This window comes from Carnobacterium gallinarum DSM 4847 (assembly GCF_000744375.1).
Taxonomy (GTDB): domain Bacteria; phylum Bacillota; class Bacilli; order Lactobacillales; family Carnobacteriaceae; genus Carnobacterium; species Carnobacterium gallinarum.
In genome coordinates, this window is the sequence record NZ_JQLU01000005.1 from 2,644,322 (window position 1) to 2,669,686 (window position 25,365).

The window sequence follows — 25,365 nt, forward strand, 5'->3', positions numbered from 1 at the left end:
GAATAAAATGAGTGGCTCTATTAATTGATAGAGTCACTTCATTTAGTTAAAGGAGTTGAACGAATGGGAGAAACAGACTTGAAAAAAGGCGTCAGTGGTTTGACGGCTTTAACAGTTGTTGTTGGAACTGTAATTGGAGCTGGAATTTTCTTTAAACCAACGGCTGTTTATGGAGCGGCAGGATCACCTGGTTTAGGCTTAATCGCTTGGATTTTAGGAGGTGTTATCGCAATTGCTGGTGGATTAACAGTTGCTGAAATCGGTACAATTTACACGGAAACAGGCGGTATGATGATCTACTTGGAAAAAGTCTTTGGTAAATGGGTAGGCTTTTTAGTAGGTTGGGCTCAGATGGTTGTTTATTTCCCAGCAAATATTGCCGCATTAGCAATTATTTTTGCAACTCAGATTGTTAGTTTATTTGATTTATCGGAATCAATTTTAGTACCTATTGCAGTAGGTACAGCAAGTTTTGTCATCATTCTGAATTTATTAGGAACGAAATACGGGGGCTTTATTCAAAATAGTGCAACGTTTTTAAAATTAGTGCCAATTGCTGTGATTATTGTTGCTGGTTTGGCTTACTCAGGTGGTGGGGTTGTTCGGTTATTTCCAATAAGTGTAGCCGATCATCCAGTTGTTACCAGCTTGGGATCAGCCTTAGTCGCGACAGTTTTTGCTTATGATGGATGGATGAACGTTGGAACATTAGCCGGAGAAATGAAAAATCCAGGGAAAGTCTTACCTAAAGTAATTATTGGAGGATTATCTATTGTCATGGCGGTTTATATTTTAATTAATATTGCCTATCTATTCGTGCTAAGTCCAAATGAGTTAGCAGCAACAGATACGCCTGCAGCAGCAGTAGCTCATGGGTTGTTTGGTAATTTTGGTGGGAAATTAGTGACGATTGGTATTTTAGTTTCCGTTTTTGGTGGAATTAATGGTTATACAATGTCTGGCTTACGAATTCCTTATACGTTAGCTAAGCAAAATATGTTGCCATTTAGCCATTGGTTTGGCAAGCTTCATCCTAAAAGTGCAATGCCTGTTAATGGTGGATTTGTGATGCTGATTATCTCATTAATCATGATTCTATCCGGTCAGTTTAATCAGCTGACAGACTTGATGGTTTTTGTCATTTGGATTTTTAATACATTAACCTTTGCAGCAGTAGTAAAATTAAGACGAACTGAACCCACACTTCATCGTCCTTACCGCGTTCCTTTATATCCTGTAGTGCCGATTATTGCGATTTTAGGTGGCTTATACATTATTCTGAATACATTAGTTGTTCAGCCGGAAAATGCAGCATTAGGCTTATTATTGACACTTGCAGGAATTCCTGTTTATTTATACTGTAAAAAGAAAAATAATTAATAAAACTAATTGTATGAGTACTTATGTTTCATAAAAGTATTCATACAGTTAGTTTTTATTTAAAAAGGTTTAATTATTTATGTAAATACATTTTGGAGAAAACGTTAACAATTAGTTAAGATACAGAAAATGGGTTAAGTGAAGCGCTGAAGTATGCTACTATAAAGTTAGTGAATTTAGTTAGAAAAGGAGTGTGTAGCAGTTGGAAACAATTCATCAATATTGGTATTTATACGAGTTACCCTATTTATTTTTTAGTTTATCCATTACGTTTTCTTTTTTTAGCACTTTTCTACTCACTAAAAAGAACACAAAGTTAGCTGTGATAAATTGGATTAGTTCGTTATTTATGATTGTAGGCTTATTTTTTAGCACTTTTTTTTATGGGATACTGTTAGATGAATTCAATCTTCAAAATGATTTAATTATTTTAGGATTAGGTGTTTATTCTGTTAGTATTTTTCTCATACATACAGTGAAATTACTTGTTAGCAAGCTAAAAAAATAAAAGGATCCTAGAAAGTTAGTGTTAAAAACTTTCTAGGATCTTTTTGAATAGGAAAGTAGTTCTATTAAAGCAATTGTTTATGCTCATTAAAATAACTGCGGTAGAAAAGGTAACTAGCTAAGACTGAACCAATACTAGTAGCAGATAATAACATAAAAGTAACCATAATTTGATACTTAATTGCATGAACTGGATCGACTCCAGCGAAAATTAAACCAGACATCATCCCAGGTAGACTGACAATTCCAACAGTCTTAGCAGAATCAATAGTAGGCGCCATCCCGGTTTTGACACAAGCTTGTAAGATTGAAAGAGAAGCTTGTTTAACGGTTGCTCCAAGGGCTAATTTTTCTAACACTTGTTGACGTTGATCTTGAAACATGGTGTTCATACTGCGGTAACAAAGCCCAATGGCAATCATTGAATTACTAGCAATCATTCCTGAAATAGGAATCATTTGAGAAGGGATAAATTGAATGGCGCCAGATAGTACTAAAATTGAGATTGTAATGGCTGTACTTAGAAAAATGGCAATAAAGGAAACTTGAAAACTGTGACGTAGCCCTTTATTTCGTTTGCTGGCATTGTAAGAAGCATTAAAAATAATAATCAACATCATCACGATGGTTAGAAACGTATTGTTGACTTGAAAAATGTACTTTAATAAATAACCAACTAAAACCAATTGAATAATGGCTCGAATAACGCCAAAGAAGATGTCTTTGGATAATCCTAGTTTTTCTTTGTAACTAATGGCCATCGAAATAAAAACTAACATTAAGGCTAATGTTAAGGAGAGGTCATTGACGGCTAAATTCATTTATGTGTCACCAACTTTCCTGCTTGAATTGTTTTAAGATTTGTTGCGGTTTTTATTTCTTCAGCGTCGTGAGTGACTTGAAGAATAGTTAGCTTCTTATCTTGATTCAATAGTGTAATCAAACGCTGAACAATGGTTTTGCTTTCTTCGTCTAAACCAGCAGTTACTTCATCTAATAATAAAACTTGTGGAAGAAAAACTAAATTCCGAATTAAAGCAACTCGTTGACGCTCACCACCAGAAAGTTCTTGAACTGACTTTGTTAAATAACTTTTAGGCAAATCAACTTGGGCTAATAAATCTAGACAATATTGTTCTTGAAAGGCTAGTTCTCGAATTGTATATGGAAAAGTCAAATTATCTTGAACAGTTGAGCCAAATAAAGTGGGTTGTTGAAAACAATAAGAAATTTTTTTGCGATATTCGGTAGGCTCTATTTCACGCCAGTTTTGACCAGCAATTAAAATTTCGCCACTTGTGGGAGAAAGTAAAGAGGCAATAATTTTAAGCAAGGTGCTTTTTCCACTACCAGAAGGTCCTGAAAAAGTAATAAAGTCTTGTTTTTGAATGGATAAGGAAATATCGGATAAAATAACTTGTTCTTCTTTTTTATAAGAGAGGGAATTTAGTTGAATAAGTGGAGTCATTTAAGCAACCTACTTTCATTTGATTGTTAGTTCATTTTAACATAAATTCTATGGTAGGGATTTAAAAGATATCTGTTATACTAAATAGAGATACATAAGAATTAAGGAGGAGTTGGGAGTTTTGGTGAGTATCATTGGAATGGGAATAAGTCTTTGTTTAATGGCTTTGTCTTTGTATTACTTAAAATTAACTAGCAAAGAAAAAGTAGGGGTCATTATTTTATTGACTAGTTTCTTTCTTTTTACAGGAAGTAGCTATTTGATGTTTGTAAGCGATATGCCAGATTTTTCTTTTTCTAAATTGAATCTTCCTAAAATGAAGTGGAGTTTTCCAGTGATAACTGGGAAAAACGAAGAAAGAATGGAGCGTCCACTTGAGAACAGTACAGAACATTATCAAGTTGGAAAGGATTTAGACGCAGGTATTTATTTTTTAGAAGTACCAGAGCGAAGATTTTCATTTTACTATTATGTCTACAATCAGTCAGAGGACAAACTATTATTGAAAAGTTATAGCTCTCATTCTCGTTGGCTTGAATTAAAAGAAAATGAAAATTTATACTTAACAAAAGAGGTTAAAGTTATTTCTCAAGCAGAACAGCAAGCAAAAATCACACCACAAACAAGTTATAGAGAACAAGCTTATTATGTTGGTGTTGATATTCCAGCAGGGGAATATTACGTTGAAAAACAATTTTCATATGGACACATTCGTAAGTTTTCGGATTTAAGAATAGACGATGCTGTCGGAGAATTAAAGAACCTATCCTACGATAATGATGGCTATATACAATTAAGCGAAGGAGAATCAATCGATACAGAATGGGTAGAGCTTTATCCAGTAGCTGAAAATAAGCAAGGGGGAAGAGATTATAAAAAAGAGAGTGGAATGTACAAAGTTGGAACAGAAATTCCAGCAGGTTCCTATTATATAACTGATTTAAATGAGGAAAGTAACGTTCTTATTTATCAAAATGGAGTTAGTTTTGAAAGTGAAAGAGAGCGTCGACGATTTAGAGATGCGGAGTATTCCTTGATTAGCTTAAAAGAAGGTGAGTATGTTGATCTAACTCATGTTAAATTGGATTCAATAGAGAAAGCACCAAAATTTGTAAACGCCAGTAAACTAAAAAAAGAGACTTTTTTAGTGGGTGCAACTATTGATTCAGGCTGGTATCAAGTAATTGCTAATTTGAAAAATAATGAATCATATGCTAATTATGAGATTACTTATCCAGATAATCAATCTAAGTTCTATAGTGGTGTATATAGAAATAAAGAATTTGTTTATTTAGATGATGGAATGCTTGTTGATTTCAATCAGGTTCAAGTTAAATCAATCAAGCCAACTTATCAAAAAGTTGATCCTGCTAGTTGGGTTCAAAATACCCTTGAAGAAGATTCGTACCAGATAACCAAAATCAGCGAAGATTTATTAAAATCAACCATTCAATACGTAAGCTTTAGTCCAGATGGGCTTTATATAGATAGATCGATAGTTAAATATGGGGAAGTGAAGGAACAAAAAGAAAGTCAACTTTTAGAAAAGCTAGTAAAAATTGCAAAAGAAAAAGAATTAACGACTATTTTTATAGGAAGCGACAATGTTCATTTTAGTTTTGCAAAAGATCATAAGCTGAAAATGGATTTAACCTATAGATCAGCTCTTAAGCCATCAGGCAATGCTGTAAATTGGATTTTGAAAGAGTATCCTAATTGGACAGTTGATTTTAGAGAAGAAAATTAAGCTTATAAAACAGCATAAGAACTAAAAAATTATACTGAATTTTTTTCAACGAGAGAGGAATTTAATTGAGTAGCAAAGGACGTCATTGTGAATAATGGAATAAGCTACTAATAAAAAAATACGTCAATCAAAAGTTTAGTTTTGATTGACGTATTTTTATGTTTATTTACTGAAAGATTCCTTTAATCCTGCGATTTTCTTGGCTTTTTCAGTATTAGCAAAGTGTAATTTAGCGTATTTTCCAAGTAATTTTGTTCCGCCACGTTTCAATAAACGAGCAGCTACTAAATCAACATTGCTACCAGCTCCGGAAGGAATAGTTGTACCAGCTTCTTTTGTTAAGTCCTCCAAGCCCTTTAGGAAAGAGTAGCGAGCTAAAATAGATGCAGCAGCAACGGCTAAATGATGTCCTTCACCTTTTGTTTGAAAATAAACTTTATCTTTGATTTGAACTGTTTGATCGGCAATATGTTTATAATACGTACTTGGCAACTCAAATTGATCGATTAAAATACCCTCAGGAACTTCAGGCTGAATTTTAGTTAAAACATTGCCTAATGCTTGATTATGCAAGACAGCTTTCATTTTTCCTTGAGTCATAGTTGGTTGGATTTGATTGTATTTTTCAGGCATAACGTTTAATAAACTATGGGGCAAGAACGTTAGTAGATCTTTAGCAATAGCTATGATTTCGGGATCTTTTAAATCTTTTGAATCTTTAACACCTAGTTCTTTAAGTAAGGGAATCTGATCCTTAGCTACATAGGCAGCAACCACTGTTAAGGGACCAAAATAACTACCTGTTCCAACTTCGTCACTTCCAATAACAGACCAATTGGCAAAACCTGTTGGTAAAGGTGTATTGATTGATTTGCTCGTTGTTTTTTTTGTTGAAGCGGGGCTTGCTTGTGCCTTTCCTGCCCAAATTTGTGCTTCTTTGGAAGCTGAACTTCCTTGGAATAAAACTTTTCCTGAGTTATACGCAGTAATATTTACTGAACTTTTTTTTGCGGAAAAGACAGCTCCAGGCGGAGTTTGTGGTTTTAAGACCGATTTATAATATTCTTTCATTTCAAGAATTGTTTTTTGATTGGTTACTAAGACTTCATGTGCCATTTTGTCACTCATTTCTTCACATATTTTCTTTTAGTTTAGCATAAATGGATACATTCTAGTGAATTTATTTCGCCTGTTTGCTAGTATTTCTGTAAAATCTAACAGCTAATTCTAATTATTTTCCTAAATATTTGCAAAAAAGATGCCACTCCATTCCAATTCATGTTAAAATGAGAGAAATGTGATTTTAGGAGGAATACGCAATGTCAGGTGGGAAAAAACGTTATAAAGCAACCATTGCTGGAAAATCCTATACCATTGTTGGCTCTCGACCAATTGAGCATCTTCAATTAGTTGCTCATACAGTGGATGAACAGATACATCAAATTAAAGCTTTAACAACAGGTCTTGATCAAGAAGAGATAGCGGTGTTGACAGCGGTAAATGCCGTATCTGATCAATTGGAAATGCAAATAAAACTAGAAAAAATGCAACTTGAAATAGATCGCTTAAATGAAGAAATAAAGGATGTTCCTGAGAATTAAACCACTCTCTAAAGGCTCCGTTTAGAAAAGGATGATTGTATTGCTTTCAATAGGAATTATTATTGTACTAGCTATTGGTTTTTATGGCGGTGCTAGAAGAGGATTAGTTTTACAAGTTGTGATGACAGTTGGATACTTATTATCGTATCTAATTGCTCGAATTTATTATATAAAATTAGGTGCTAATTTGGAGCTATTTGTTCCATATCCATCTGCAACAGAAAATAGCAAGTTTGTTTTTTTTGATCATGCAATGGGACTGGAATTAGATAAGGCTTTTTATAATGCAGTGGCTTTTATGCTGATTCTTTTTGTAGGCTGGTTATTAACTCGTTTTATTGGATCGATGTTAACAAAGCTAACTTTTTTCCCTGTTATTAAACAAGCGAATTATTTAGGTGGCGGAATCTTGAGCTTTTTAGTCGTTTATGTAGGGATTTTCCTAGTATTGTATGTTGCTGCTATGATTCCAATGGAAGTTATCCAAGGCGCATTACGCCAAAGTTCGCTAGCACAGATGATTGTCAAAAATACACCTATTTTATCCAATCAAATCTATCAATGGTGGATTGGAACGATGGGGTAAGAATTCAGTGAACACTAAAAAGAGCCTCTAAGGAAGAATGTTTCTTTAGGGGCTTACTTAGACTAATGAACCAAAAGAGTGAAGGCTATTGAAAAGGAGTGAGAACGTTGAATAAAAAAATTATGCAAACATTAGAGTTTGATAAAATAAAAAAAGCCTTGTTGAATTATACTGCTTCTGAATTAGGCAGAGCAGAAGTTGAAACTATGAGTCCTTCGACTGAATTAGCAGAAGTTCAGCAATGGCAAGAAGAAACAGAAGACGGAGCAAAACTATTACGCCTAAAAGGCGGTATGCCGATTCCAAAATTGCAAAATATTAAGCCACATTTAAAGCGCTTAGAAATTGGCGCAATGTTAAACGGTTTAGAAATTGCTCAGATTGGTAAAGTTTTACGAACAACAACAGAAGTGACGCGCTTTTTTGATGATTTAGCGGAAACCGGCGTGGAGTTATTTCGTCTATATGAATTAGTCGCCAAATTAATTACCCTACCTAGCTTAAATCAATTAATTCGTGAAGCGATTGATGAAGATGGTCGCGTGATGGATGACGCGAGCCCCGCTTTAAAAGGAATTAGAACAGGAATGAAACGTTCTGAAAGCAACATCCGTGAAAAATTAGATAGCTTAGTTAGAGGGAAAAATGCTCAGTATTTAAGTGATGCACTTGTAACTATGCGTAATGATCGATATGTTATCCCTGTAAAAGCTGAATACCGCAGTCACTTTGGTGGTGTAGTACATGATCAAAGTTCAACTGGGCAAACATTATTTATTGAGCCACAAAGTGTTGTTGATTTAAACAATAAACTGCGACAATTGCAAATTGAAGAACGTCAAGAGATTGATCGGATCCTGGCAGAATTATCTAATGAGATTGCGCCATACGGCAATGAAATTCTGTTAAATATGGTCTTACTTGGGCAATTGGATTTTATTGGAGCTAAAGCGAGTTATGGCAAAAGTATTCAAGCAACGCGCCCGTTAGTGAGTGAAGTGAATGATGTTCGGTTTAATCAAGCACGTCATCCGCTTTTAGATCAGCATATGGCTGTTGCTAACGATATTACCATTGGCGGAGATTATCAAGCAGTTGTGATTACAGGACCTAATACTGGTGGGAAAACTATTACCTTAAAAACTTTAGGTCTGCTTCAATTAATGGGACAATCCGGGTTACAATTGCCTGTTGCTGAAGAAAGTCAGATGGGGATTTTTACTGAAATTTTTGCAGATATCGGTGATGAACAATCAATTGAACAAAGCTTAAGTACGTTCTCCTCACATATGACTAATATTGTTTCGATCTTAGATCGAATCGATGATCAAAGCTTAGTTTTATTTGATGAATTGGGAGCTGGAACAGATCCACAAGAAGGTGCTGCTTTGGCAATTGCGATTTTGGATAAAGTTGGTGGGATTGGCAGTTATGTCATGGCAACTACTCATTATCCAGAATTAAAAGCCTATGGTTACAATCGTCCTGGGACAATTAATGCCAGTATGGAATTTGATGTAGAAACGTTAAGTCCAACATATCGCTTATTAATTGGTGTTCCTGGTCGTAGTAATGCCTTTGAAATTTCTAAACGATTAGGACTTGCCGAAGATGTAATTTCAGCAGCTAGAAATCTGATTGATGGAGAAAGTCAAAACTTAAATGAAATGATTGCAGATTTAGAAAATCGCCGTAAAATGACCGAAATGGAATACCATGAAGTACGTCAATATATTCAAGAATCAGAGGAACTGCATCGCGATTTAACGACAGCTGTAGAACAATTTTTTGGTGAACGAGAAGAGCTAATGAAAAAAGCTCGTGAAAAAGCCAATCGAGTAGTTGAAGAAGCAGAAGAGGAAGCAAATCAAATTGTGACTAATTTGCGGAAAATGCAACTAACAGGACAGTTTGAGGGTGGAATTAAAGAGCATGAATTAATTGATGCAAAATCGAAACTAGCCAATCTTCATCATGAAGAGACACTAACAAAAAATAAAGTCTTGAAAAAAGCCAAAGCCAAACAAACCTTTAAAGTAGGTGATGAAGTCTTGGTAGCTTCTTATGGCCAGCGTGGCATCTTGATGGAAAAATCAGATAAAACTAATTGGTTGGTTCAGCTGGGGATTTTAAAAATGAAGATTCGTGAATCAGATATGACCTTGGTTCAACCAGAGAAAGAACCAAAGCGCCAAGTGGTTGCAGCTGTGCGTTCAAGCAATAATAGTCATGTTTCAACACAATTAGATTTACGTGGTGAACGTTATGAATCAGCTTTAAGTGAATTAGATCAATATTTAGATGCCGCATTATTAGCTGGGTATCCGCAAGTGACGATTGTCCATGGAAAGGGAACGGGAGCTTTGCGCCAAGGAGTGAATGAAGCCTTGAAAAAACACCGTTCGGTTCAAAAATATGAAATGGCTCCACAGAATCAAGGTGGCAATGGAGCAACGATTGTTTACTTTAAATAAGGACTTATAATGAATAAGCAAAAATTTAGTTATTTTGCAAGAAATTTGTTATAATGAATCTAAGCTTACAAATTATAAGTAATTTAAAAAGCTATTAAACTTGATAAATTTAGGAGGAATTACAATGGTATTAGCTATAACAGATCAAACATTTGAAACTGAAACAAAAGAAGGCTTAGTCATTACAGATTTCTGGGCAACTTGGTGTGGCCCATGTCGTATGCAATCGCCTGTCTTGGATGAATTAGAAACAGAAGTTGGCGACAAAGTAAAATTCGTAAAAATGGATGTTGATGCAAATCCAACTGTTCCTAGTGAATTTGGAATTATGAGTATTCCAACGCTATTAGTTAAAAAAGATGGTGAAGTCGTTGAGAAATTAATTGGCTACCATGCTAAAGAACAATTAGAAGAAATTATTGCTAAATACGCATAATCCAAAACTTTTCTATAAAGTTAAATAAAGAATCATCTTTCTGGTATAGAAGGGTGATTTTTTATTATGTTAACAGGTAAAATAGCTGGTTTTATTTAATTAGTTGAAAAGTTTTGCTTTCTGAAAAAAAGTGGTATGATAGTAATGTTGAAAACTTGAAGATAGGGGACTTTTATATGAAATCTGTTTATATCCCAGTTGCAGATGCTGAAATTTTTTGTCGAATTGCCGGAAGTGGTCACCCTTTAGTTTTATTACATGGAAATAATGAAGATAGTCGGATTTTTGAGAGCCAACTAGCTATTTTTAGTCAAACATATCAAGTTATTGCAATTGATACTCGTGGACATGGGCATTCTAGCCATGGTACAGCTACATTAAGCTTTACTCGGATTGCTCTAGATATTGTTGCCGTATTGGATTATTTAGCGATTCAACATGCAAACTTTATTGGCTTCAGCGATGGTGGAAATAGTGCGATGTATGTAGCTGTGAAGCATCCTAGTTACGTAGATTCCTTAATTTTGGTAGGAGCTAATTTAACAACTGGAGGCATGAAGAAAAAGCCTTTATTTGGAGTCAAATTGGCGTATTCATTAACGAATTTACTGGCAAATGTCAGTTCAAAATATCATCAAAAAAAACAAATAATCGATTTAATGTTAAAACAGTTAACTTTAACAATAGAGGATATTAAAACAATTCAAGCGCCAACGCTAGTAGTGGCAGGTGAAAATGATATGATTGAAGAAGCTCATACTCAGCTGATTGCCGATTCGATTCCTCAGGCTGAACTAGTTATTATTCCCGATGCGGATCACTTTTTGATTATGAAACAACCAGAATTATTTAATCAAATAGCATTAGCGTTTTTAGCTAAACTAGCTAACTAGAAGTGTAAGTTTTTTGATAAGGAGGTTTATTGAATTAGATGAAAAGTGAGCATATTGAACATAAATTAGAGCTTTTACCAAATCAACCAGGTTGTTATTTGATGAAAGATAAAAATGGTACGATTATTTATGTTGGAAAAGCTAAAATTTTAAAAAATAGAGTTCGTTCCTATTTTAGAGGAAGTCACGATACGAAAACAGAACGTTTAGTTAGCGAAATTGCTGATTTTGAATACATTGTAACAGGTTCAAATATCGAAGCACTTTTGTTAGAAATTAACTTAATTAAGAAAAATGATCCTAAATATAACATTATGTTAAAGGATGATAAAACCTACCCTTTTATTAAGATAACTAATGAAAAATATCCGCGTCTTTTAATTACTAGAAAAGTGTTGAAAGATAAAGCAACCTACTTTGGACCTTATCCGGATGTAAAGGCAGCCAATGAAACTAAAAAGTTGTTAGATAAATTATATCCTTTAAGAAAATGCAAAGTTTTGCCAAATCGAGTGTGTCTTTATTATCATTTAGGACAATGTTTAGCGCCATGTATCCAAGAAATCCCTAAAGAAACTTATACAGAGATGGTAGAAGAAATCAAGCGCTTCTTGAATGGTGGGTATCAAGAAGTGAAGCAAGAGTTGGAACAGAAGATGGAAGTAGCTAGTGGCAACTTAGAGTTTGAAAAAGCCGCTGAGTTACGCGATCAGATTACCTCTATTGTGACAACCATGGAACAACAGAAAATGACAAGTGCCGATTTTATTGATCGAGATGTTTTTGGTTATGCGGTTGATAAAGGGTGGATGTGTGTTCAAGTATTTTTTGTTCGACAAGGTAAATTAATTGAACGAGATGTTTCCCTATTTCCATTTTATAACGATGAAGAAGAGGATTTTTTAACATTTATCGGACAATTTTATCAAAAAAATCATCATTTTGTGCCTAAAGAAATCTTAATTCCCCAAAATATTGATAGTGCTAGTGTTGAAGCGTTAGTTACTGCTACCAAAGTAAGTCAGCCTCAAAGAGGACAGAAAAAAGAATTGGTGCAATTAGCGAATAAAAATGCGGCAGTTTCTTTGTCTGAAAAATTTTCTTTGATTGAGAAAAAAGAAGAGCGAACATATGGTGCAGTCAAACGCTTAGGGGATGCTATGAATATTCCGTTGCCTGGTCGCATTGAAGCTTTTGATAATTCCAATACTATGGGAGTTGATCCGGTTTCAGCGATGGTCGTTTTTCTAGATGGCAAGCCAGCAAAAAATGAATACCGAAAATACAAGATTAAAACAGTTGTTGGTCCTGATGACTATGCATCTATGCGTGAAGTTATTTATCGTCGTTATTCCCGTGTATTGAAAGACGAGCTACCGTTGCCAGACTTGGTTATTATTGATGGTGGTAAAGGGCAAGTAGATGCGGCTCGTGAAGTCTTAGAGAACCAGTTAGGTTTAGATATTCCGATTGCTGGATTAGCAAAAGATAATAAGCATCGAACGAGTGAATTATTATTTGGACCAGAATTAGAGACTATTCCTTTGAAACGAAATAGCCAAGAATTTTTCTTGTTGCAACGAATTCAGGATGAGGTCCATCGCTTTGCTATTACCTTTCACCGACAATTGCGGAATAAAAATAGTTTTGCTTCTAAATTGGACGGCATCGATGGGCTTGGTCCGACGCGGAAGAAAAATCTGCTTAAAACTTTTAAATCGATGAAAAATATTCAAGAAGCAAGTATGGATGATTTAAAAGCAATTGGTTTACCTAAAAATGTAGCTCAAAACGTTTATGACAAATTTCAAAATGAACCGTAAAAATGAAAAAAGATAAACTTCATTTTGGCTAAGTTAGAATTAAATCTATTTTCTATAAACGCCAAAAAACTAGAGGAAACTCATTCTTTAGTCGGATGTGCATTGGATTAAAGTTCATTAAGATAATAAAGGAGTCAAGACGAGCAAATCTAAAGAGATTTGATCTAAAAATGACTTAGAAATCAATTGTTTTTATGAAATAGATTAAATTCAAAAAAAGTTATGAAATTCTTAAAACTAATTACAAAAATGTTAGCAAATTCATAGTGGTTTGTTATGGGAAGTTTATCAGATAAGTGGTAAGATTACTTGGAACTTCAGATAAATAACAAATTATTTAATAGACAATGTAACATTGCTATCTGCTAGGGGGGAAAAGAATGCGAGAGAAATTTCAAAAATTAAAAGAAAATCAATTTCTACTTTTTTTTGGGAAGACAATTTTGTATTTAGTAATTCTATTAATCTTAGTTTATCTCTATGATTACACAAATACAAATAGTGGCAATTTTATCTATAACGAGTTTTAACCAAGAAAGGAGGATGTTGTTTTGCTTTTGTTAGAGTGAGACAGCAACTACAATGAATCAAACGATTATTGAAAGATTAGACCAATTAGCTCAAACAACCCCTTCGGCTGCTTGGTATGATTATAATGGTGAACAGTCAACATATGAGGATTTAAAAATACAATCAGATCGAGTGGCTCTCTATTTGGGGCAAGAGCTTCATTTAACTGAGAAAAGTCCAATTTTAGTTTTTGGTGCTTTAGAAGCTGAAATGATTGTGGCCTTTATTAGTGCGATTAAAGCAGGCCACGCTTATATTCCAGTTGACAGTCATACTCCTAGAGAACGATTAGAGCAAATTATTTCTATTGCTAAACCAGATTTAATTATTGGAATGGATGAATTGCCAATTGAATTAGATGAGTCAATGTCTTTTATTTCAAAAATAGAGCTGAATGAGATTAGTCAAAGATCAACAAATCAAGTATTAGATCCAGCTAAAGCAGTAACAGGTAATAATAACTTTTATATTATTTTTACATCGGGAACTACGGGTGTTCCAAAAGGTGTACAGATTAGTCATGATAATTTAGTCAGTTTTACGGATTGGATGTTTGCTGATTTTGAAATAGAGGGACAACAACGTTTCTTGGCGCAAGCGCCTTATTCTTTCGATTTATCCGTAATGGATTTATATCCAGCACTGCTGTCTGGTAGTACATTAGTACCGTTAGAAAAAGAAATTACGAATAACTTCAAGCAATTATTTACAACACTTCCAACTTTAGCAGTAACGGTTTGGGTATCAACGCCGTCATTTGTAAACATTTGTTTGATGGATCAAAACTTTACGCAAAGTAATTACCCAGATTTAAAAACGTTCTTATTTTGTGGTGAAGAGCTACAATCAAGTACAGCGATTCTATTAAATCAACGTTTTCCAGAGTCAAAGGTATTTAATACCTATGGTCCAACAGAAGCAACTGTTGCTATTACTGAAACGCGTATTACTTCAGATATTACGGAGAGTTATCCTCGTTTGCCAATTGGTAAAGTGAAAAAAGATACGAAAGTGATTTTAGTTGATGAAGAGTTGCACCCAGTTCCAGCAGGGGAAGCTGGCGAAATCGTTATTATTGGTCCTAGTGTTTCTAAAGGTTATTTAAATAATCCTGAAAAAACAGTAGCAGCATTTTATGAAGTAGACGGTGTTCCAGCTTACCGAACAGGAGATTTAGGTAAGTTTGAGGGAGAGTTACTGTTTTACCAAGGGCGTTTAGATTTTCAAATCAAGTTACATGGCTATCGAATTGAGTTAGAAGATATCGATCATAATATTGAACAAGTCTCTTATGTGAAGGCAGCAACCGTAGTGCCTAAGTTAAAAGAACATAAAGCTCAGAGTTTGGTAGCTTATGTGGTAGCACATCCTCATTCTTTTGAGAAAGACTTTCAATTAACTAACGCCATTAAACAGGAACTAGCTCCATTAATTATGGATTATATGATGCCAACAAAATGGATTTACGTCGATCACTTGCCGTTAACTGCTAATGGGAAAGTTGATCGTAAAGGTCTAATGAACGAGGTGAATCAATGATTTTACCTTATGATGGACCTTCGTATTTTATTATTATTGCGGTTTTATTTTTACCAATTATTATTGGATTATTAAGAGGCAAACGTTATTTGATTTATCAAAACCTAGTTACGGTTCTCTTCTTATTTCTGACATTTGGTGGAAAAAGTTGGCACCAAGGTGTGTCAATTATTGTTTATATTATTTGGCAGTGGGCCTTAGTTTATGGATATTTCCATTATCGACAGAAAAAAAATGCAACGAATATCTTTGTTGGGGCTGTTATTTTAGCCATTATTCCTTTAGCAATTGTCAAAATAGCTCCATTGGCCTCAGGTCATAATTCAATTATCGGGTTTTTAGGAGTGTCGTATTTAACCTTTAAATCTGTACAGATGGTGATGGAAATTCGTGATGGATTGATTAAAGAATTCCATCCAATGATGTTTTTACAATTTTTACTATTCTTCCCAACTATTTCTTCGGGACCTATAGATCGTTATCGTCGTTTTGAAAAGGACTTTAATCAACCGGCTTATGGTGAAGCGTATATTCCATTATTAAGTAAAGCCATTTGGATGATTATGTTAGGTAGTGTTTATAAATTTATTATCGCGCATTACATCGGCACCTTTGCTGTTCCTTATACAGAAGGACTAGCTTTAGGAACGAAAGGTTTCTCCGTTAGTTTACTGTTATATATGTACAGCTATAGTATGTATTTATTTTTTGATTTTGCAGGATATAGTTTATTTGCAGTCGGAACGAGTTATTTATTGGGGATTGAAACTCCAGTTAACTTTAATAAACCGTTCATTAGTCCAAACTTAAAAGAGTTTTGGAATAGATGGCATATGTCTTTATCATTCTGGTTTAGAGATTATGTTTTTATGCGATTAGTTTTTACTTTAATGAAGAAAAAAGTGTTTAAGAGCCGGATTACGGTTTCTAATATTGGCTACTTGGCCTTATTCTTATTGATGGGAATTTGGCATGGGCTAACTTGGTATTATATTGTTTATGGTCTGTTTCATGGGGTAGCAATGTGTATCAATGATGCATGGTTAAGATATAAGAAAAAACACAAAAATCTGCCTAGTAACTGGGCTACAAATGCCTTGGCAATCTTTATTACCTTTAATACCGTTTGTTTTAGTTTCTTGATTTTCTCAGGAATTTTAGATAAAATGTTCCGTTAGTTAGCTAATAGGGTCAACAAAAAAATGAATACTATAAATGAAAGAAGGAAATAAAAATGGATAAAAAAGCAGAATTATTAGATATTTTAGAAGAATTAACAGGTAGTGATGAAGTTAGAGAAAATTTAGATGTAGCTTTATTTGACGAAGGATTATTAGATTCTTTAGGAACGGTTCAATTATTAATTGAATTAGATGCTAGATTGGGAGCAGCAGTTCCTGTTTCTGAATTTGACCGATCAGAATGGGCAACACCAAATTTAATCTTAAAGCAGCTTGAGAATTACTAATGAGCAGCTTTAAGCATAAACTTTTTATGGCAGTAGGGCCACTTGTAGTAGCAGTGGTCTTGCTACTAGGGCTTTTATTTTCACCATTTCGACTACTGCCAGTGAATCAAAAAGGAATTGAAAATTCCGCAACATCTATTAGTACGAATATTATGAAGGGTGAAAAAATTTATCGAATGGCTATGAGTGAAAAACAAACAATACCATTCTTTGGTTCATCTGAACTTTCACGTTTTGATGCATTTCATCCTTCAGTATTAGCTAAAAAATACAATCGTACCTATACGCCCTATTTAATTGGAAATGCAGGATCACAATCGTTAACGCACTTCTTAGTTATGGAAGGCATGGGAGATACTTTAAAAAATAAAAAAGCTGTTTTTGTTATTTCACCTCAATGGTTTGTAAAAAAAGGGGCATCGAATATGATGTTTAGTTCTCATTTTTCACCATTGCAAACGTATGAATTTATTTTATCTGGTGAGGAAGATAGTCCAAGTCGACGTTATGTTGCAGAACGATTACTGCAATATAAGGCAACTTCAGTTGATAATCGAATGAATGCAATGTTACAGTCTATTGCTGAAGGGAAATCAATTAATCAGCAAGAAAGAACCTATGCAATTGCAAAACGCCAAATTTTAAGAAATGAAGATGATTTATTTGGATCTTTTATTTCCGACAAAAATGCGAAACGTGTGGATAGTCGCTTAAAACAACTTCCTAATCAGTATAATGTTCAGGAACTTGATAAAAAAGCTTTTGAAATTGGGGAAAAATCGAGTAAAAATAATCCATTTCAAATTAAAGATGGCTTTTATAAAACACGAATTAAGCCTGTAGAAGGTGAATTGAAAAATTCTCAAAGAAACTTTAATTATGAATTTTCTAAAGAATATTCAGATTTACAAGTTGTTTTAGAGAAAATGAGAGATAATAACATGGATGTTCGTTTTGTGATTCCCCCAGTAAATAGTAAATGGGCGGAATATACAGGGCTATCGCAAGAAATGTTAAATCGCTTTTCTGAAAAAATAAGCTATCAATTAACTAGCCAAGGATTTAAAGTAATTGATTTAAGCAATGATGGAAAAGAAGATTACTTTATGCAAGATACAATTCATATTGGATGGCGTGGTTGGGTTGCGCTAGATCAAAAGTTAAAACCTTTCCTTGAAGATAAGCAACAAGCTTCACCAAAAATTGAATTAAACGACTATTTCTTATCTAAAAACTGGCAGAATTTACCTGCTAAAGATATCAAAAAATAAAAAATTGTGAGGCAAAGTATGAAAATACTTTGCCTCACAATTTTTTTCGTTTATTCTAGTTAAGAAAACACAGTTTTCCTAGCTCAATTAGTAACAAAATTTTAATTTTCTTATAGCTTTCTTAAAGGCTAACTATTATAATTTAATTATAGATTGAAAAGATTGGAGGAAAAATAATGTTAGAAGTTAGGCATTTAAAAAAGACATTTGGCGATTTAACAGCAGTCAATGATTTGTCTTTTACGATTAATGATGGAGAAATTTTAGGTATGATTGGACAAAATGGGGCAGGTAAAACAACGACCTTTCGTTTGATTCTAAAATTTTTAACGGCAGATAGTGGTGAAGTTTTATGGAATGGCAGGCCAATAACGAAAGAGGATTATGATATAATTGGCTATTTGCCAGAAGAGCGTGGATTATATCCCAAAGTATCAATTGAGGATCAAATCTATTATTTTGCCCGGTTACGTGGGAAGACAAAAAAAGAAATTAAACCATTAATTGATGGTTGGATGGAAAAATTCCAAGTTAAAGGAAAGAAGACAGACAAGGTTAAGTCACTTTCAAAAGGAAATCAACAAAAGGTTCAACTGATTTGTACGCTCATCCATGAACCTAAGCTGGTTATTTTAGATGAACCTTTTAGTGGATTAGATCCTGTGAATGCAGATTTATTGCAACAGGGGATTATTGATTTGCGAAAAAATGGTTCATGTGTGATTTTTTCAAGTCACCAAATGGAAAATGTGGAAGAGCTTTGTGACCACCTAGTGATGCTACGTAATGGAAATATGGTTTTAGACGGAAAAGTAAAAGATATTCGGGAACAATTTGGTCGAACAAAGATTTTTATTGAATCCAACTTAACGCATGAAGAGTTACTTAATTTACCAGGTGTTGAAGAAGTTACTGTTACAACAGATGGTATCTCAATTCTGCATCTAAATGATCCAGAATATGGGAAAGAGATATTTAAGCTTGTTACAAAAGAAGGGTATATTCCAACATTTAGTCAAGTTCCTCCAACTTTAGAAGAAATATTCAAACTGAAAGCGGGTGGTATCAATGAATAAATTTTGGATTATTGTCAGTGAAGTTTATAAGAAAAATGTTAAATCAGGTGCATTCATTTCGATGGTATTGTCACCAGTAATTTTAATTGCAGTAGTTGGACTGATTGCTTTTTTTGTAAATTCAAACCAAAAATTACCTGAAATTGCTATTCTTTCAGAAGATAAAGCTATTACAGAATTATTGAAGTCGGATAATAATTATAAGATTAACGCCAAAATTACGACTGAGAAAGCTGCAGAAAAGGCTTTGAAATCAGAAAAGATTGCGGGCTACTTAGTTTTAAAGAAAGATAAAACTAGTCTTTCTGGAGAATTTGTAACAACTCCAACAAGTGATAAAGTAGATACAGGAAGTATGAGCCAAGTTTTAACAACGATACAGACAAATCAAATTGCTAAGGAGTTAAACTTGAGTCAAAAAGATTTAGTTAATTTAACGACACCGGCCATGATTGAAACAAAAACAGTGAAATTTGATGAAACTGGTGGGGAACAAACAACCACTGATAGTACGGCAAAAATGATTAAGATTGGTAGTGCTTATGTTGTTTCTTTTCTAATTTATATTTTAATGATTTTTTATTCCGCGATTATTGCACAAGAAATTGCTTCTGAAAAAGGTACACGAATTATGGAAATCATTCTTTCTAGTGTCTCGGCAACGCAGCATTTTTTTGGTAAATTAGTAGGAATTTTATTAGTTTGTTTAACTCAAATCGTATCTTATCTATTGATTGGTACAATTGCGTATCAATTTGGAAAATCCTTAGACTTTGTTCAGGAAGTCTTAAAAGGAATTGACCTTTTTGAGATGCTAAAAGGCTTGATTGGTTCATCGCTAATCTTCTTTGTTTTAGGAATGGTTTTGTATTCTGTCATTGCAGCATTCCTTGGCTCTCTAATTTCCAAAGTAGAAGAAGCCAGTAAAGCCGTTTCACCTTTAACTTTCGTTATTATGATAGGGTTCTTTGGTGGAATGTATGGGATGAATGTACCAAATGCACCATTAGTAAAAATCGGTTCGTATGTTCCATTATTTACGCCTTTTATTATGCCTTTTAGAATGGCAAATGATACGGTTACCACAGGTGGTGTTATCGTTTCAATTGTGATTATGCTGGCTTTTACAGCTGTTCTAACCTATCTTGCTTCAATGATGTATCGTTCTAATGTATTAGTTTACTCAGATACAGGATTAGTTAAAACAATAAAAAATTCTTGGGTGATTATGCGAAATGAGCGTAAGAAGAACTAGTTAAAGAGGAGATAGACAACAAAACGATAAATTAGTTTTGTTGTCTATTTTTTTAATTTGCTCTAGCAATGTTTAAAATGACAGATAAGTCATTATGCTTGTTTACGAGGCAAAAACAAAAAAAGAAATTCAACCGCTGATTGAGGAATCGCTGAAAAAGCTTAAAGTTAAAGGAAAAAAGACGGCTAAGGTGAAGCTTCTTTCAAATAGAGACCAGTGCAAAATACAATGAATATGTATATTGATTCATGAACCAAAGCTAATTATTTTTGATGAGCCCTTTGTAGGCTTAGATTCTGAGAATGTGAGTTTATTAAAAAAAGGATTTTGTGTGATTTTTTTCAAGTCACCAACTGGAAAATGATGTATCGATACAATGTACTCATCTACTCAGATATAGGGTGGATTAAAACAATCCAATCATCTTCTTATTATATGTGAGGTATGAACGTCGGACCTAGATCAAGTCAAAAAATATCCAGTGAAATCCATTTTTATGGATAATTCACTGGATATTTTTTTTATCATTCACAATTTTAGAAGAATTCAACACACCTTTTAATTTTTTAATTGCCCGATAAGCAACTTCGCACTGCTGTCCATTAGTCATATGAACAATGCGTTCTGAAGCATCAAACTGTTTAATATTTTTTAAATTAATCAAATAAGATTGATGACAGCGGTAAAAATTAGTTTGTTTTTCATCCAATTGTTGTTGAATTTCTTTTAGAGAAGAATAAAATTCTATTTTGCGATTATAAGAGTGAATGACAATTCGATGTGCTTTTGAAGATACCTCAAAAAAGATAATTTCATCAAAAGGAATAACGAATTGCGATTGGTTTAAGCTAAAGATAAAGCTTTCCTTATGAGTATATTTCGTTGTATTACGATCAGTAATAGCTAGCAGGCTTTCCAGAAGACGGTCCTCAATAGTTTCATTGTCATTTTTTAAAATATAATCTAACGCTTCAATTTTATATTTAAATGTATGATGAAACTTATGAGCATCCCCAGTTAGAAAAATAATAAAGCCACGGGGATCAATTTTACGAATTTCAGTAGCTAAATCAAGCCCAGACATAACATCTTCGCCTAAATCAATATCCAAAAAGTAACAACCAACTTCATTTGTGTAAGTCAAGGCAGTTAAAAGTGTTTCAGGTTTTTTTGTTACAAGGTTGATTGAAAAATTAAGCTGATAGTCGCGAATCAGTTTATTAAGAGTTTGTTCAGTTAGTTTAGCAAATTGGGTATTGTCTTCACAGATATAAATATCAACCATAGCTATTGATTCCTTTCTTAGGACAAACGGTATATATTGTTAATTTTTGCACAAATACTTGTTCTTCAATGGCAGTATCCAATACAAAATTTAGGTGATTTTCAGTCATGCTCGCCAATGTTGTTAATCCAAGTCCACGATGTGTACCTTTGGTAGATTTGCCAAGTTCATACAACTCATGTAAAGAGAGGTCAGAATGGATAAAACTATTTTCAAAAGTAAAAAGAACTTTGTCGGGATAGAGTAGTAGGGAAAGGGTCAGTAGTCCATTTATCGATTCACTAGCGGCTTCAATGGCATTATCCAAAAGAATTCCAACTGCGGTACATAAGTCTAATGTATTTAATGAAATAGACTCAATTAGTTCTGGAATCTCACAATAAACTTCAATACCTAATTCTTGTGCTTGGAGTAATTTGATAAACATTAGGCCTTTTAATTCCGGAAGACGAATATTTTTAATAGATTGTAACCGAGAAAAATTGGTTGTTATGGATAAACTAGTTGGCTTGATGTGCTGATTAAAATAAACTTCTAATCCAGCATAATCTTTTGTTGTAAAATAGTCTGCCATTCCAAGGTGCATATTCAAATAATCATGATGAAATCGACTGTATTCTGAATACTTTTCTTCTAAATGACGACAATATTTTTGTAACTGTTCTAACTCAATTTTCCTTTGAAATAAATGACTTTCTCGGATTAATGCTTTATATAGAATGAAAAAAATCATAATAATTAGCAAGCCAAAAATAGAAAAGATAAGATTTGTAATGTTGACCACCTCAGGATTTGCCGTGAAAATAGCTTCAATAGTTAAATTTAAAATGAAAAATACTAAAGAAAGTGCAAATGTTGCGCTGGCTAAGTAGAGGACTGTCTTCGCTTTGAAGAATTGTTGTGTAACCGATTTATTACTGAGTATTTTTTGAAAGAATTTTGCAGCAAAAATAGCTAGAGTCATTCCTAAAAGATAGTTAAAGCCTAAAACAAGGATACTTTCTTTAGAATAATCATTTGGATAAAAATGAAAAAGACTTAGTATCAAAGCAGATGTATCAGTCATAAAAAACATAAATAAGAGACTTAAGATGGTACTAATGCCACTATAATAAATCTTCTTTGAAACGATATAGCTATATAAATAAATAACGACTAGTTCTAAAAGAACATGAATAAATGACGAGTTAAATGAATAGAAATGAAGACAACCAACAATTAATGTATTTATCAAAGTAAATAATAAAAAAATAAATAAAGATTGCTTTTTTTTGATAGAGAAAATAGTGAATATAAAAAAAGTAAGGAAACTACTTTCAAAAAATGCTGTTAAAAATAAAATCATACAAGCTCTCCTATAATATATTAATAATCAAAGTATAACATATTACTTTGGTTCAATCATTATTTATTTTTTTGAAATTTCAATAAAATTAAACAAAATAAGTATGTTAAGTACGTTGAATAGTATTTTTTGATTTCAATAAAATACGAATAAGAAGGGAAAACAGACGATTAAGAAAAAGGGGTTTTATTTCACTAGTTTTTTTTGTATTATAAAAATTGTTGTTTATATAAAAAGATAAATCAAATTTAATAACATTAATTTAAAAATGACTATAGGGAATAAGGAGGATCTGAAAGTGAAAAATATAAAAATTATTTTAGCTGATCAGGAAAGAGACTATGTTGTAAAGTTTAAAGAATATTTAGAATCACAAGAGGGAAAAAATCGCTTTGAATTAATTAGTGCAACAACTAAGGAAGCATTTGAAACTTTAGCTAAGTCAGAAAACTTTGATTTACTATTGGCGACTCCTTATTTTTTTGATAGTTCACTAGTTCACGAGATTCCAATTGTCATTGGTTTAGATGATCATACTAAAAAAAACAATTGGGATTTTCCACTAATCGAAAAATACCAATCTTTAACCAAGTTGATTGGGGAAGTGCTAGCCCTTTATTTTGAAAAAATTGAACAGACAGAGTATTTTATTGCCAATAATGGAGATACTAAAATAATTAGTACATTTTCCAGTACTGCTGGAGCAGGGAAAACTATTTTTGCGTTGAATCTTGCTAATGAATTAACGAAACTGAATTTAAACGTGCTTTATTTAAACTTAGAAACCATCCATTCAACAGCTTTATTTTTAAAAGATGATACGGATATGAGACAATCTTCCGAGCTAATCTATTTCACTCAAAAAAAATCAACTCTTCTTCTTTCTAAAATTGAAAAATACAAAAAAAGGGACTCATACTTAAATTTTGATTACTTTGACTTTATTAATAATCCAGCGGAGATGTTGGAAATGAAAAGTGAAGAAATTCACTATTTATTAGGTATTTTAAAAAGTAGTGATGTTTATGATTATGTCATTGTTGATTTAGATTCCCAACTACATGAACGTAATCTTGAAGTTTTACAGGCCAGTCAAAAAATTGTTTGGTTAGTTAAAAATGATGTAACGAGTATTTTCAAATCTGAACATATGCTAGAAAATAGTCGGACTTTAGTTGGATTAGAGGCTAAGGGAAATTCAGCACTTCATTTTGTCATGAATTACTGTCATCAAGAACAGCATTTAGAAACAAGTTTGCCTATAATGCATCATCTTCCTTTCGTCAGAAGTTGGGAGAATTTACGTCAACCAACAGCAATAGTTGAAGAAGATAGCTACTGTAAAGCTGTGGCCAATCTAATTGTCACGAATTTTGTAAAAGTGGAGGAGAATAGTGATGGTTGATGACACCGTAATCAAAGAGTTAATGGTTGAACTTCGTGCTACATTAGATTTTATGCACTCTATTGGCGATGATGAGATGCTGGAATACGTCGAAAATGCTGTTTTTGACTACGCTGCAGAACACAATGTTAAATCAAAAGATGTTCGGATGATTATTGATCGTATTTATCATGCTTTTCGTGGATTAGATGCCTTGCAGCCGTTGCTAGATGATCGTGAAGTCAGTGAGATTATGATTAATAACCATGAAGAAATATTTATTGAGAAGCGTGGAGAAGTCTTTCAAAGTGAATTGAAATTTGAATCACAAGAAAAGTTAGAGGATATTATTCAATCGATTGTTTCAAAAGTGAATAGGATTGTCAACGAGTCTTCACCGATTGTTGATGCAAGGTTAAAAGATGGTTCACGGGTGAATATTGTGTTGCCGCCAATCGCGTTAAAAGGTCCAGTAATGACCATTCGTAAATTTCCAGAAAGAGCCTTAACAATCGAAGATTATATTCAATATAAAAGTATCACACCTGAAGTCGCCCAGTTTTTAGAAAAGTTGGTTAAAGCTCGCTACAATATTTTTATTAGTGGTGGAACGGGATCTGGGAAAACAACATTTTTAAACGTAATGAGCAATTTTATTCCTGCCGATGAACGGATTATTACAATTGAAGATTCAGCCGAGTTGCAGATCAAATCCGTACCTAACTTAGTCAGTTTGGAAACACGAAATGCGAATACGGAAGGAAAAGGTGAGATTTCGATTCGGGAGCTAATAAAATCTTCATTACGGATGCGTCCAGACCGAGTAGTTGTAGGCGAGGTTCGTGGAGAAGAAGCATTAGATATGTTACAAGCAATGAATACAGGACATGACGGTTCATTATCAACAGGACATAGTAATTCAACGTATGATATGTTAAGCCGTTTAGAAACAATGGTGTTAACCGGAGCTAACTTGCCCGTTCAAGTAATTCGTCAACAAATAAGTTCAGCTTTAGATATTATGGTTCATTTATCTAGAATGCGAGATCATACTCGTAAGATTGTTGAAGTTTCTGAAATTATTGGTTTTGAAAATGGCGAGATTCAATTGAATTCGTTGTTTAAATTTATTGAAGAGGGCGAGTACAAAGGCAAAATAATTGGCGAGCTTAAGCCAACAGGTAATGAGCTGAAAAATCATTCTAAGCTGGCAATGGCAGGTATTCGTTTAGTCGAAGAAACATAAAGGAGTGGCGA

At 33.4% G+C, this 25,365-nt stretch carries 22 protein-coding genes; 17 read left to right on the plus strand and 5 right to left on the minus strand.

Features of this window, described 5'->3' with window-relative positions; translation table 11 throughout:
• Positions 1–63: 63 nt before the first annotated feature.
• Positions 64–1,380: an APC family permease gene (locus BR43_RS16960; protein ID WP_034564111.1), complete on the plus strand. Its 1,317-nt coding sequence runs from the start codon at positions 64–66 to the stop codon at positions 1,378–1,380.
• A gap of 572 nt (positions 1,381–1,952) precedes the next feature.
• Here the strand turns inward: BR43_RS16960 and BR43_RS16970 are convergent.
• The gene (locus BR43_RS16970) at positions 1,953–2,708 is read right to left on the minus strand and encodes an ABC transporter permease (protein ID WP_034564115.1); all 756 of its coding nucleotides are present in this window, start codon (positions 2,706–2,708) and stop codon (positions 1,953–1,955) included.
• Positions 2,705–3,355, minus strand: coding sequence for an ABC transporter ATP-binding protein (locus BR43_RS16975; protein WP_034564118.1), 651 nt, complete (start codon positions 3,353–3,355; stop codon positions 2,705–2,707). The genes BR43_RS16970 and BR43_RS16975 overlap by 4 nt, the downstream gene beginning before the upstream one ends.
• Before the next feature lie 121 nt (positions 3,356–3,476).
• Here BR43_RS16975 and BR43_RS16980 point away from each other — a divergent pair, with 121 nt between their 5' ends.
• Positions 3,477–5,102 (plus strand): hypothetical protein, encoded by a 1,626-nt coding sequence (locus BR43_RS16980; protein ID WP_034564120.1) that lies wholly within the window; start codon positions 3,477–3,479, stop codon positions 5,100–5,102.
• A 162-nt stretch (positions 5,103–5,264) separates the two neighbouring features.
• On the opposite strand, the gene rnhC is transcribed toward BR43_RS16980, so the two are convergent.
• On the minus strand, positions 5,265–6,218 hold the full coding sequence (rnhC, locus tag BR43_RS16985) for a ribonuclease HIII (protein ID WP_034564123.1): 954 nt from the start codon (positions 6,216–6,218) through the stop codon (positions 5,265–5,267).
• Positions 6,219–6,421: 203 nt separating this feature from the next.
• Here rnhC and BR43_RS16990 point away from each other — a divergent pair, with 203 nt between their 5' ends.
• From BR43_RS16990 to BR43_RS17050, 13 genes are all read left to right on the plus strand, one after another.
• Complete coding sequence (locus BR43_RS16990; RefSeq protein WP_034564125.1) at positions 6,422–6,703, plus strand: cell division protein ZapA; 282 nt, start codon at positions 6,422–6,424, stop codon at positions 6,701–6,703.
• A gap of 40 nt (positions 6,704–6,743) precedes the next feature.
• Positions 6,744–7,289, plus strand: coding sequence for a CvpA family protein (locus BR43_RS16995; RefSeq protein ID WP_034564127.1), 546 nt, complete (start codon positions 6,744–6,746; stop codon positions 7,287–7,289).
• Positions 7,290–7,396: 107 nt separating this feature from the next.
• A complete protein-coding gene (locus BR43_RS17000) occupies positions 7,397–9,763 on the plus strand; it encodes an endonuclease MutS2 (protein ID WP_034564129.1) in 2,367 nt (788 codons plus the stop codon).
• Positions 9,764–9,887: 124 nt separating this feature from the next.
• Positions 9,888–10,199, plus strand: a complete 312-nt coding sequence (trxA, locus tag BR43_RS17005; RefSeq protein WP_034564131.1) for a thioredoxin — start codon at positions 9,888–9,890, stop codon at positions 10,197–10,199.
• Between the two features lie 176 nt (positions 10,200–10,375).
• Entirely contained in the window at positions 10,376–11,092 is a 717-nt protein-coding gene (locus BR43_RS17010) for an alpha/beta fold hydrolase (RefSeq protein WP_034564133.1), read from the plus strand.
• 38 nt (positions 11,093–11,130) lie between these two features.
• Entirely contained in the window at positions 11,131–12,915 is a 1,785-nt protein-coding gene (uvrC, locus tag BR43_RS17015; protein ID WP_034564135.1) for an excinuclease ABC subunit UvrC, read from the plus strand.
• Between the two features lie 380 nt (positions 12,916–13,295).
• Positions 13,296–13,445, plus strand: coding sequence for a teichoic acid D-Ala incorporation-associated protein DltX (dltX, locus tag BR43_RS17020; protein ID WP_034564137.1), 150 nt, complete (start codon positions 13,296–13,298; stop codon positions 13,443–13,445).
• Positions 13,446–13,497: 52 nt separating this feature from the next.
• Positions 13,498–15,024: a D-alanine--poly(phosphoribitol) ligase subunit DltA gene (gene dltA / locus BR43_RS17025; RefSeq protein ID WP_034564138.1), complete on the plus strand. Its 1,527-nt coding sequence runs from the start codon at positions 13,498–13,500 to the stop codon at positions 15,022–15,024.
• Positions 15,021–16,202 carry a D-alanyl-lipoteichoic acid biosynthesis protein DltB gene (gene dltB, locus BR43_RS17030; RefSeq protein WP_034564140.1) on the plus strand — a complete coding sequence of 394 codons (1,182 nt, stop codon included), beginning with the start codon at positions 15,021–15,023 and terminating at the stop codon, positions 16,200–16,202. The genes dltA and dltB overlap by 4 nt, the downstream gene beginning before the upstream one ends.
• A gap of 56 nt (positions 16,203–16,258) precedes the next feature.
• Positions 16,259–16,492: a D-alanine--poly(phosphoribitol) ligase subunit DltC gene (gene dltC, locus BR43_RS17035; RefSeq protein ID WP_034564142.1), complete on the plus strand. Its 234-nt coding sequence runs from the start codon at positions 16,259–16,261 to the stop codon at positions 16,490–16,492.
• Entirely contained in the window at positions 16,492–17,763 is a 1,272-nt protein-coding gene (gene dltD / locus BR43_RS17040; protein WP_034564144.1) for a D-alanyl-lipoteichoic acid biosynthesis protein DltD, read from the plus strand. Before dltC ends, dltD begins: the two co-directional genes overlap by 1 nt.
• A gap of 176 nt (positions 17,764–17,939) precedes the next feature.
• Positions 17,940–18,839, plus strand: coding sequence for an ABC transporter ATP-binding protein (locus tag BR43_RS17045; RefSeq protein ID WP_034564146.1), 900 nt, complete (start codon positions 17,940–17,942; stop codon positions 18,837–18,839).
• Complete coding sequence (locus BR43_RS17050; RefSeq protein ID WP_034564148.1) at positions 18,832–20,094, plus strand: ABC transporter permease; 1,263 nt, start codon at positions 18,832–18,834, stop codon at positions 20,092–20,094. Before BR43_RS17045 ends, BR43_RS17050 begins: the two co-directional genes overlap by 8 nt.
• A 505-nt stretch (positions 20,095–20,599) precedes the next feature.
• On the opposite strand, the gene BR43_RS17055 is transcribed toward BR43_RS17050, so the two are convergent.
• Both BR43_RS17055 and BR43_RS17060 read right to left on the minus strand, forming a co-directional pair.
• Positions 20,600–21,379 carry a LytR/AlgR family response regulator transcription factor gene (locus BR43_RS17055; RefSeq protein ID WP_051934019.1) on the minus strand — a complete coding sequence of 260 codons (780 nt, stop codon included), beginning with the start codon at positions 21,377–21,379 and terminating at the stop codon, positions 20,600–20,602.
• Entirely contained in the window at positions 21,372–22,724 is a 1,353-nt protein-coding gene (locus BR43_RS17060; protein ID WP_034564150.1) for a GHKL domain-containing protein, read from the minus strand. The genes BR43_RS17055 and BR43_RS17060 overlap by 8 nt, the downstream gene beginning before the upstream one ends.
• A 298-nt stretch (positions 22,725–23,022) precedes the next feature.
• On the opposite strand from BR43_RS17060, the gene BR43_RS17065 reads away from it, so the two are divergent.
• Complete coding sequence (locus BR43_RS17065; protein WP_034564152.1) at positions 23,023–24,129, plus strand: AAA family ATPase; 1,107 nt, start codon at positions 23,023–23,025, stop codon at positions 24,127–24,129.
• Positions 24,122–25,354 carry a TadA family conjugal transfer-associated ATPase gene (locus BR43_RS17070; protein WP_034564153.1) on the plus strand — a complete coding sequence of 411 codons (1,233 nt, stop codon included), beginning with the start codon at positions 24,122–24,124 and terminating at the stop codon, positions 25,352–25,354. The genes BR43_RS17065 and BR43_RS17070 overlap by 8 nt, the downstream gene beginning before the upstream one ends.
• Positions 25,355–25,365: the final 11 nt, after the last annotated feature.

Excerpts from the sequence above, each read along its gene's own strand:
- BR43_RS16960 (WP_034564111.1), top strand. The coding sequence starts at position 64 with ATGGGAGAAACAGACTTGAAAAAAGGCGTCAGTGGTTTGACGGCTTTA.
- BR43_RS16970 (WP_034564115.1), bottom strand. The coding sequence starts at position 2,708 with ATGAATTTAGCCGTCAATGACCTCTCCTTAACATTAGCCTTAATGTTA.
- BR43_RS16975 (WP_034564118.1), bottom strand. The coding sequence starts at position 3,355 with ATGACTCCACTTATTCAACTAAATTCCCTCTCTTATAAAAAAGAAGAA.
- rnhC (WP_034564123.1), bottom strand. The coding sequence starts at position 6,218 with ATGGCACATGAAGTCTTAGTAACCAATCAAAAAACAATTCTTGAAATG.
- BR43_RS16990 (WP_034564125.1), top strand. The coding sequence starts at position 6,422 with ATGTCAGGTGGGAAAAAACGTTATAAAGCAACCATTGCTGGAAAATCC.
- trxA (WP_034564131.1), top strand. The coding sequence starts at position 9,888 with ATGGTATTAGCTATAACAGATCAAACATTTGAAACTGAAACAAAAGAA.
- BR43_RS17010 (WP_034564133.1), top strand. The coding sequence starts at position 10,376 with ATGAAATCTGTTTATATCCCAGTTGCAGATGCTGAAATTTTTTGTCGA.
- uvrC (WP_034564135.1), top strand. The coding sequence starts at position 11,131 with ATGAAAAGTGAGCATATTGAACATAAATTAGAGCTTTTACCAAATCAA.
- dltX (WP_034564137.1), top strand. The coding sequence starts at position 13,296 with ATGCGAGAGAAATTTCAAAAATTAAAAGAAAATCAATTTCTACTTTTT.
- dltA (WP_034564138.1), top strand. The coding sequence starts at position 13,498 with ATGAATCAAACGATTATTGAAAGATTAGACCAATTAGCTCAAACAACC.
- dltB (WP_034564140.1), top strand. The coding sequence starts at position 15,021 with ATGATTTTACCTTATGATGGACCTTCGTATTTTATTATTATTGCGGTT.
- dltC (WP_034564142.1), top strand. The coding sequence starts at position 16,259 with ATGGATAAAAAAGCAGAATTATTAGATATTTTAGAAGAATTAACAGGT.
- dltD (WP_034564144.1), top strand. The coding sequence starts at position 16,492 with ATGAGCAGCTTTAAGCATAAACTTTTTATGGCAGTAGGGCCACTTGTA.
- BR43_RS17045 (WP_034564146.1), top strand. The coding sequence starts at position 17,940 with ATGTTAGAAGTTAGGCATTTAAAAAAGACATTTGGCGATTTAACAGCA.
- BR43_RS17050 (WP_034564148.1), top strand. The coding sequence starts at position 18,832 with ATGAATAAATTTTGGATTATTGTCAGTGAAGTTTATAAGAAAAATGTT.
- BR43_RS17055 (WP_051934019.1), bottom strand. The coding sequence starts at position 21,379 with ATGGTTGATATTTATATCTGTGAAGACAATACCCAATTTGCTAAACTA.
- BR43_RS17060 (WP_034564150.1), bottom strand. The coding sequence starts at position 22,724 with ATGATTTTATTTTTAACAGCATTTTTTGAAAGTAGTTTCCTTACTTTT.
- BR43_RS17070 (WP_034564153.1), top strand. The coding sequence starts at position 24,122 with ATGGTTGATGACACCGTAATCAAAGAGTTAATGGTTGAACTTCGTGCT.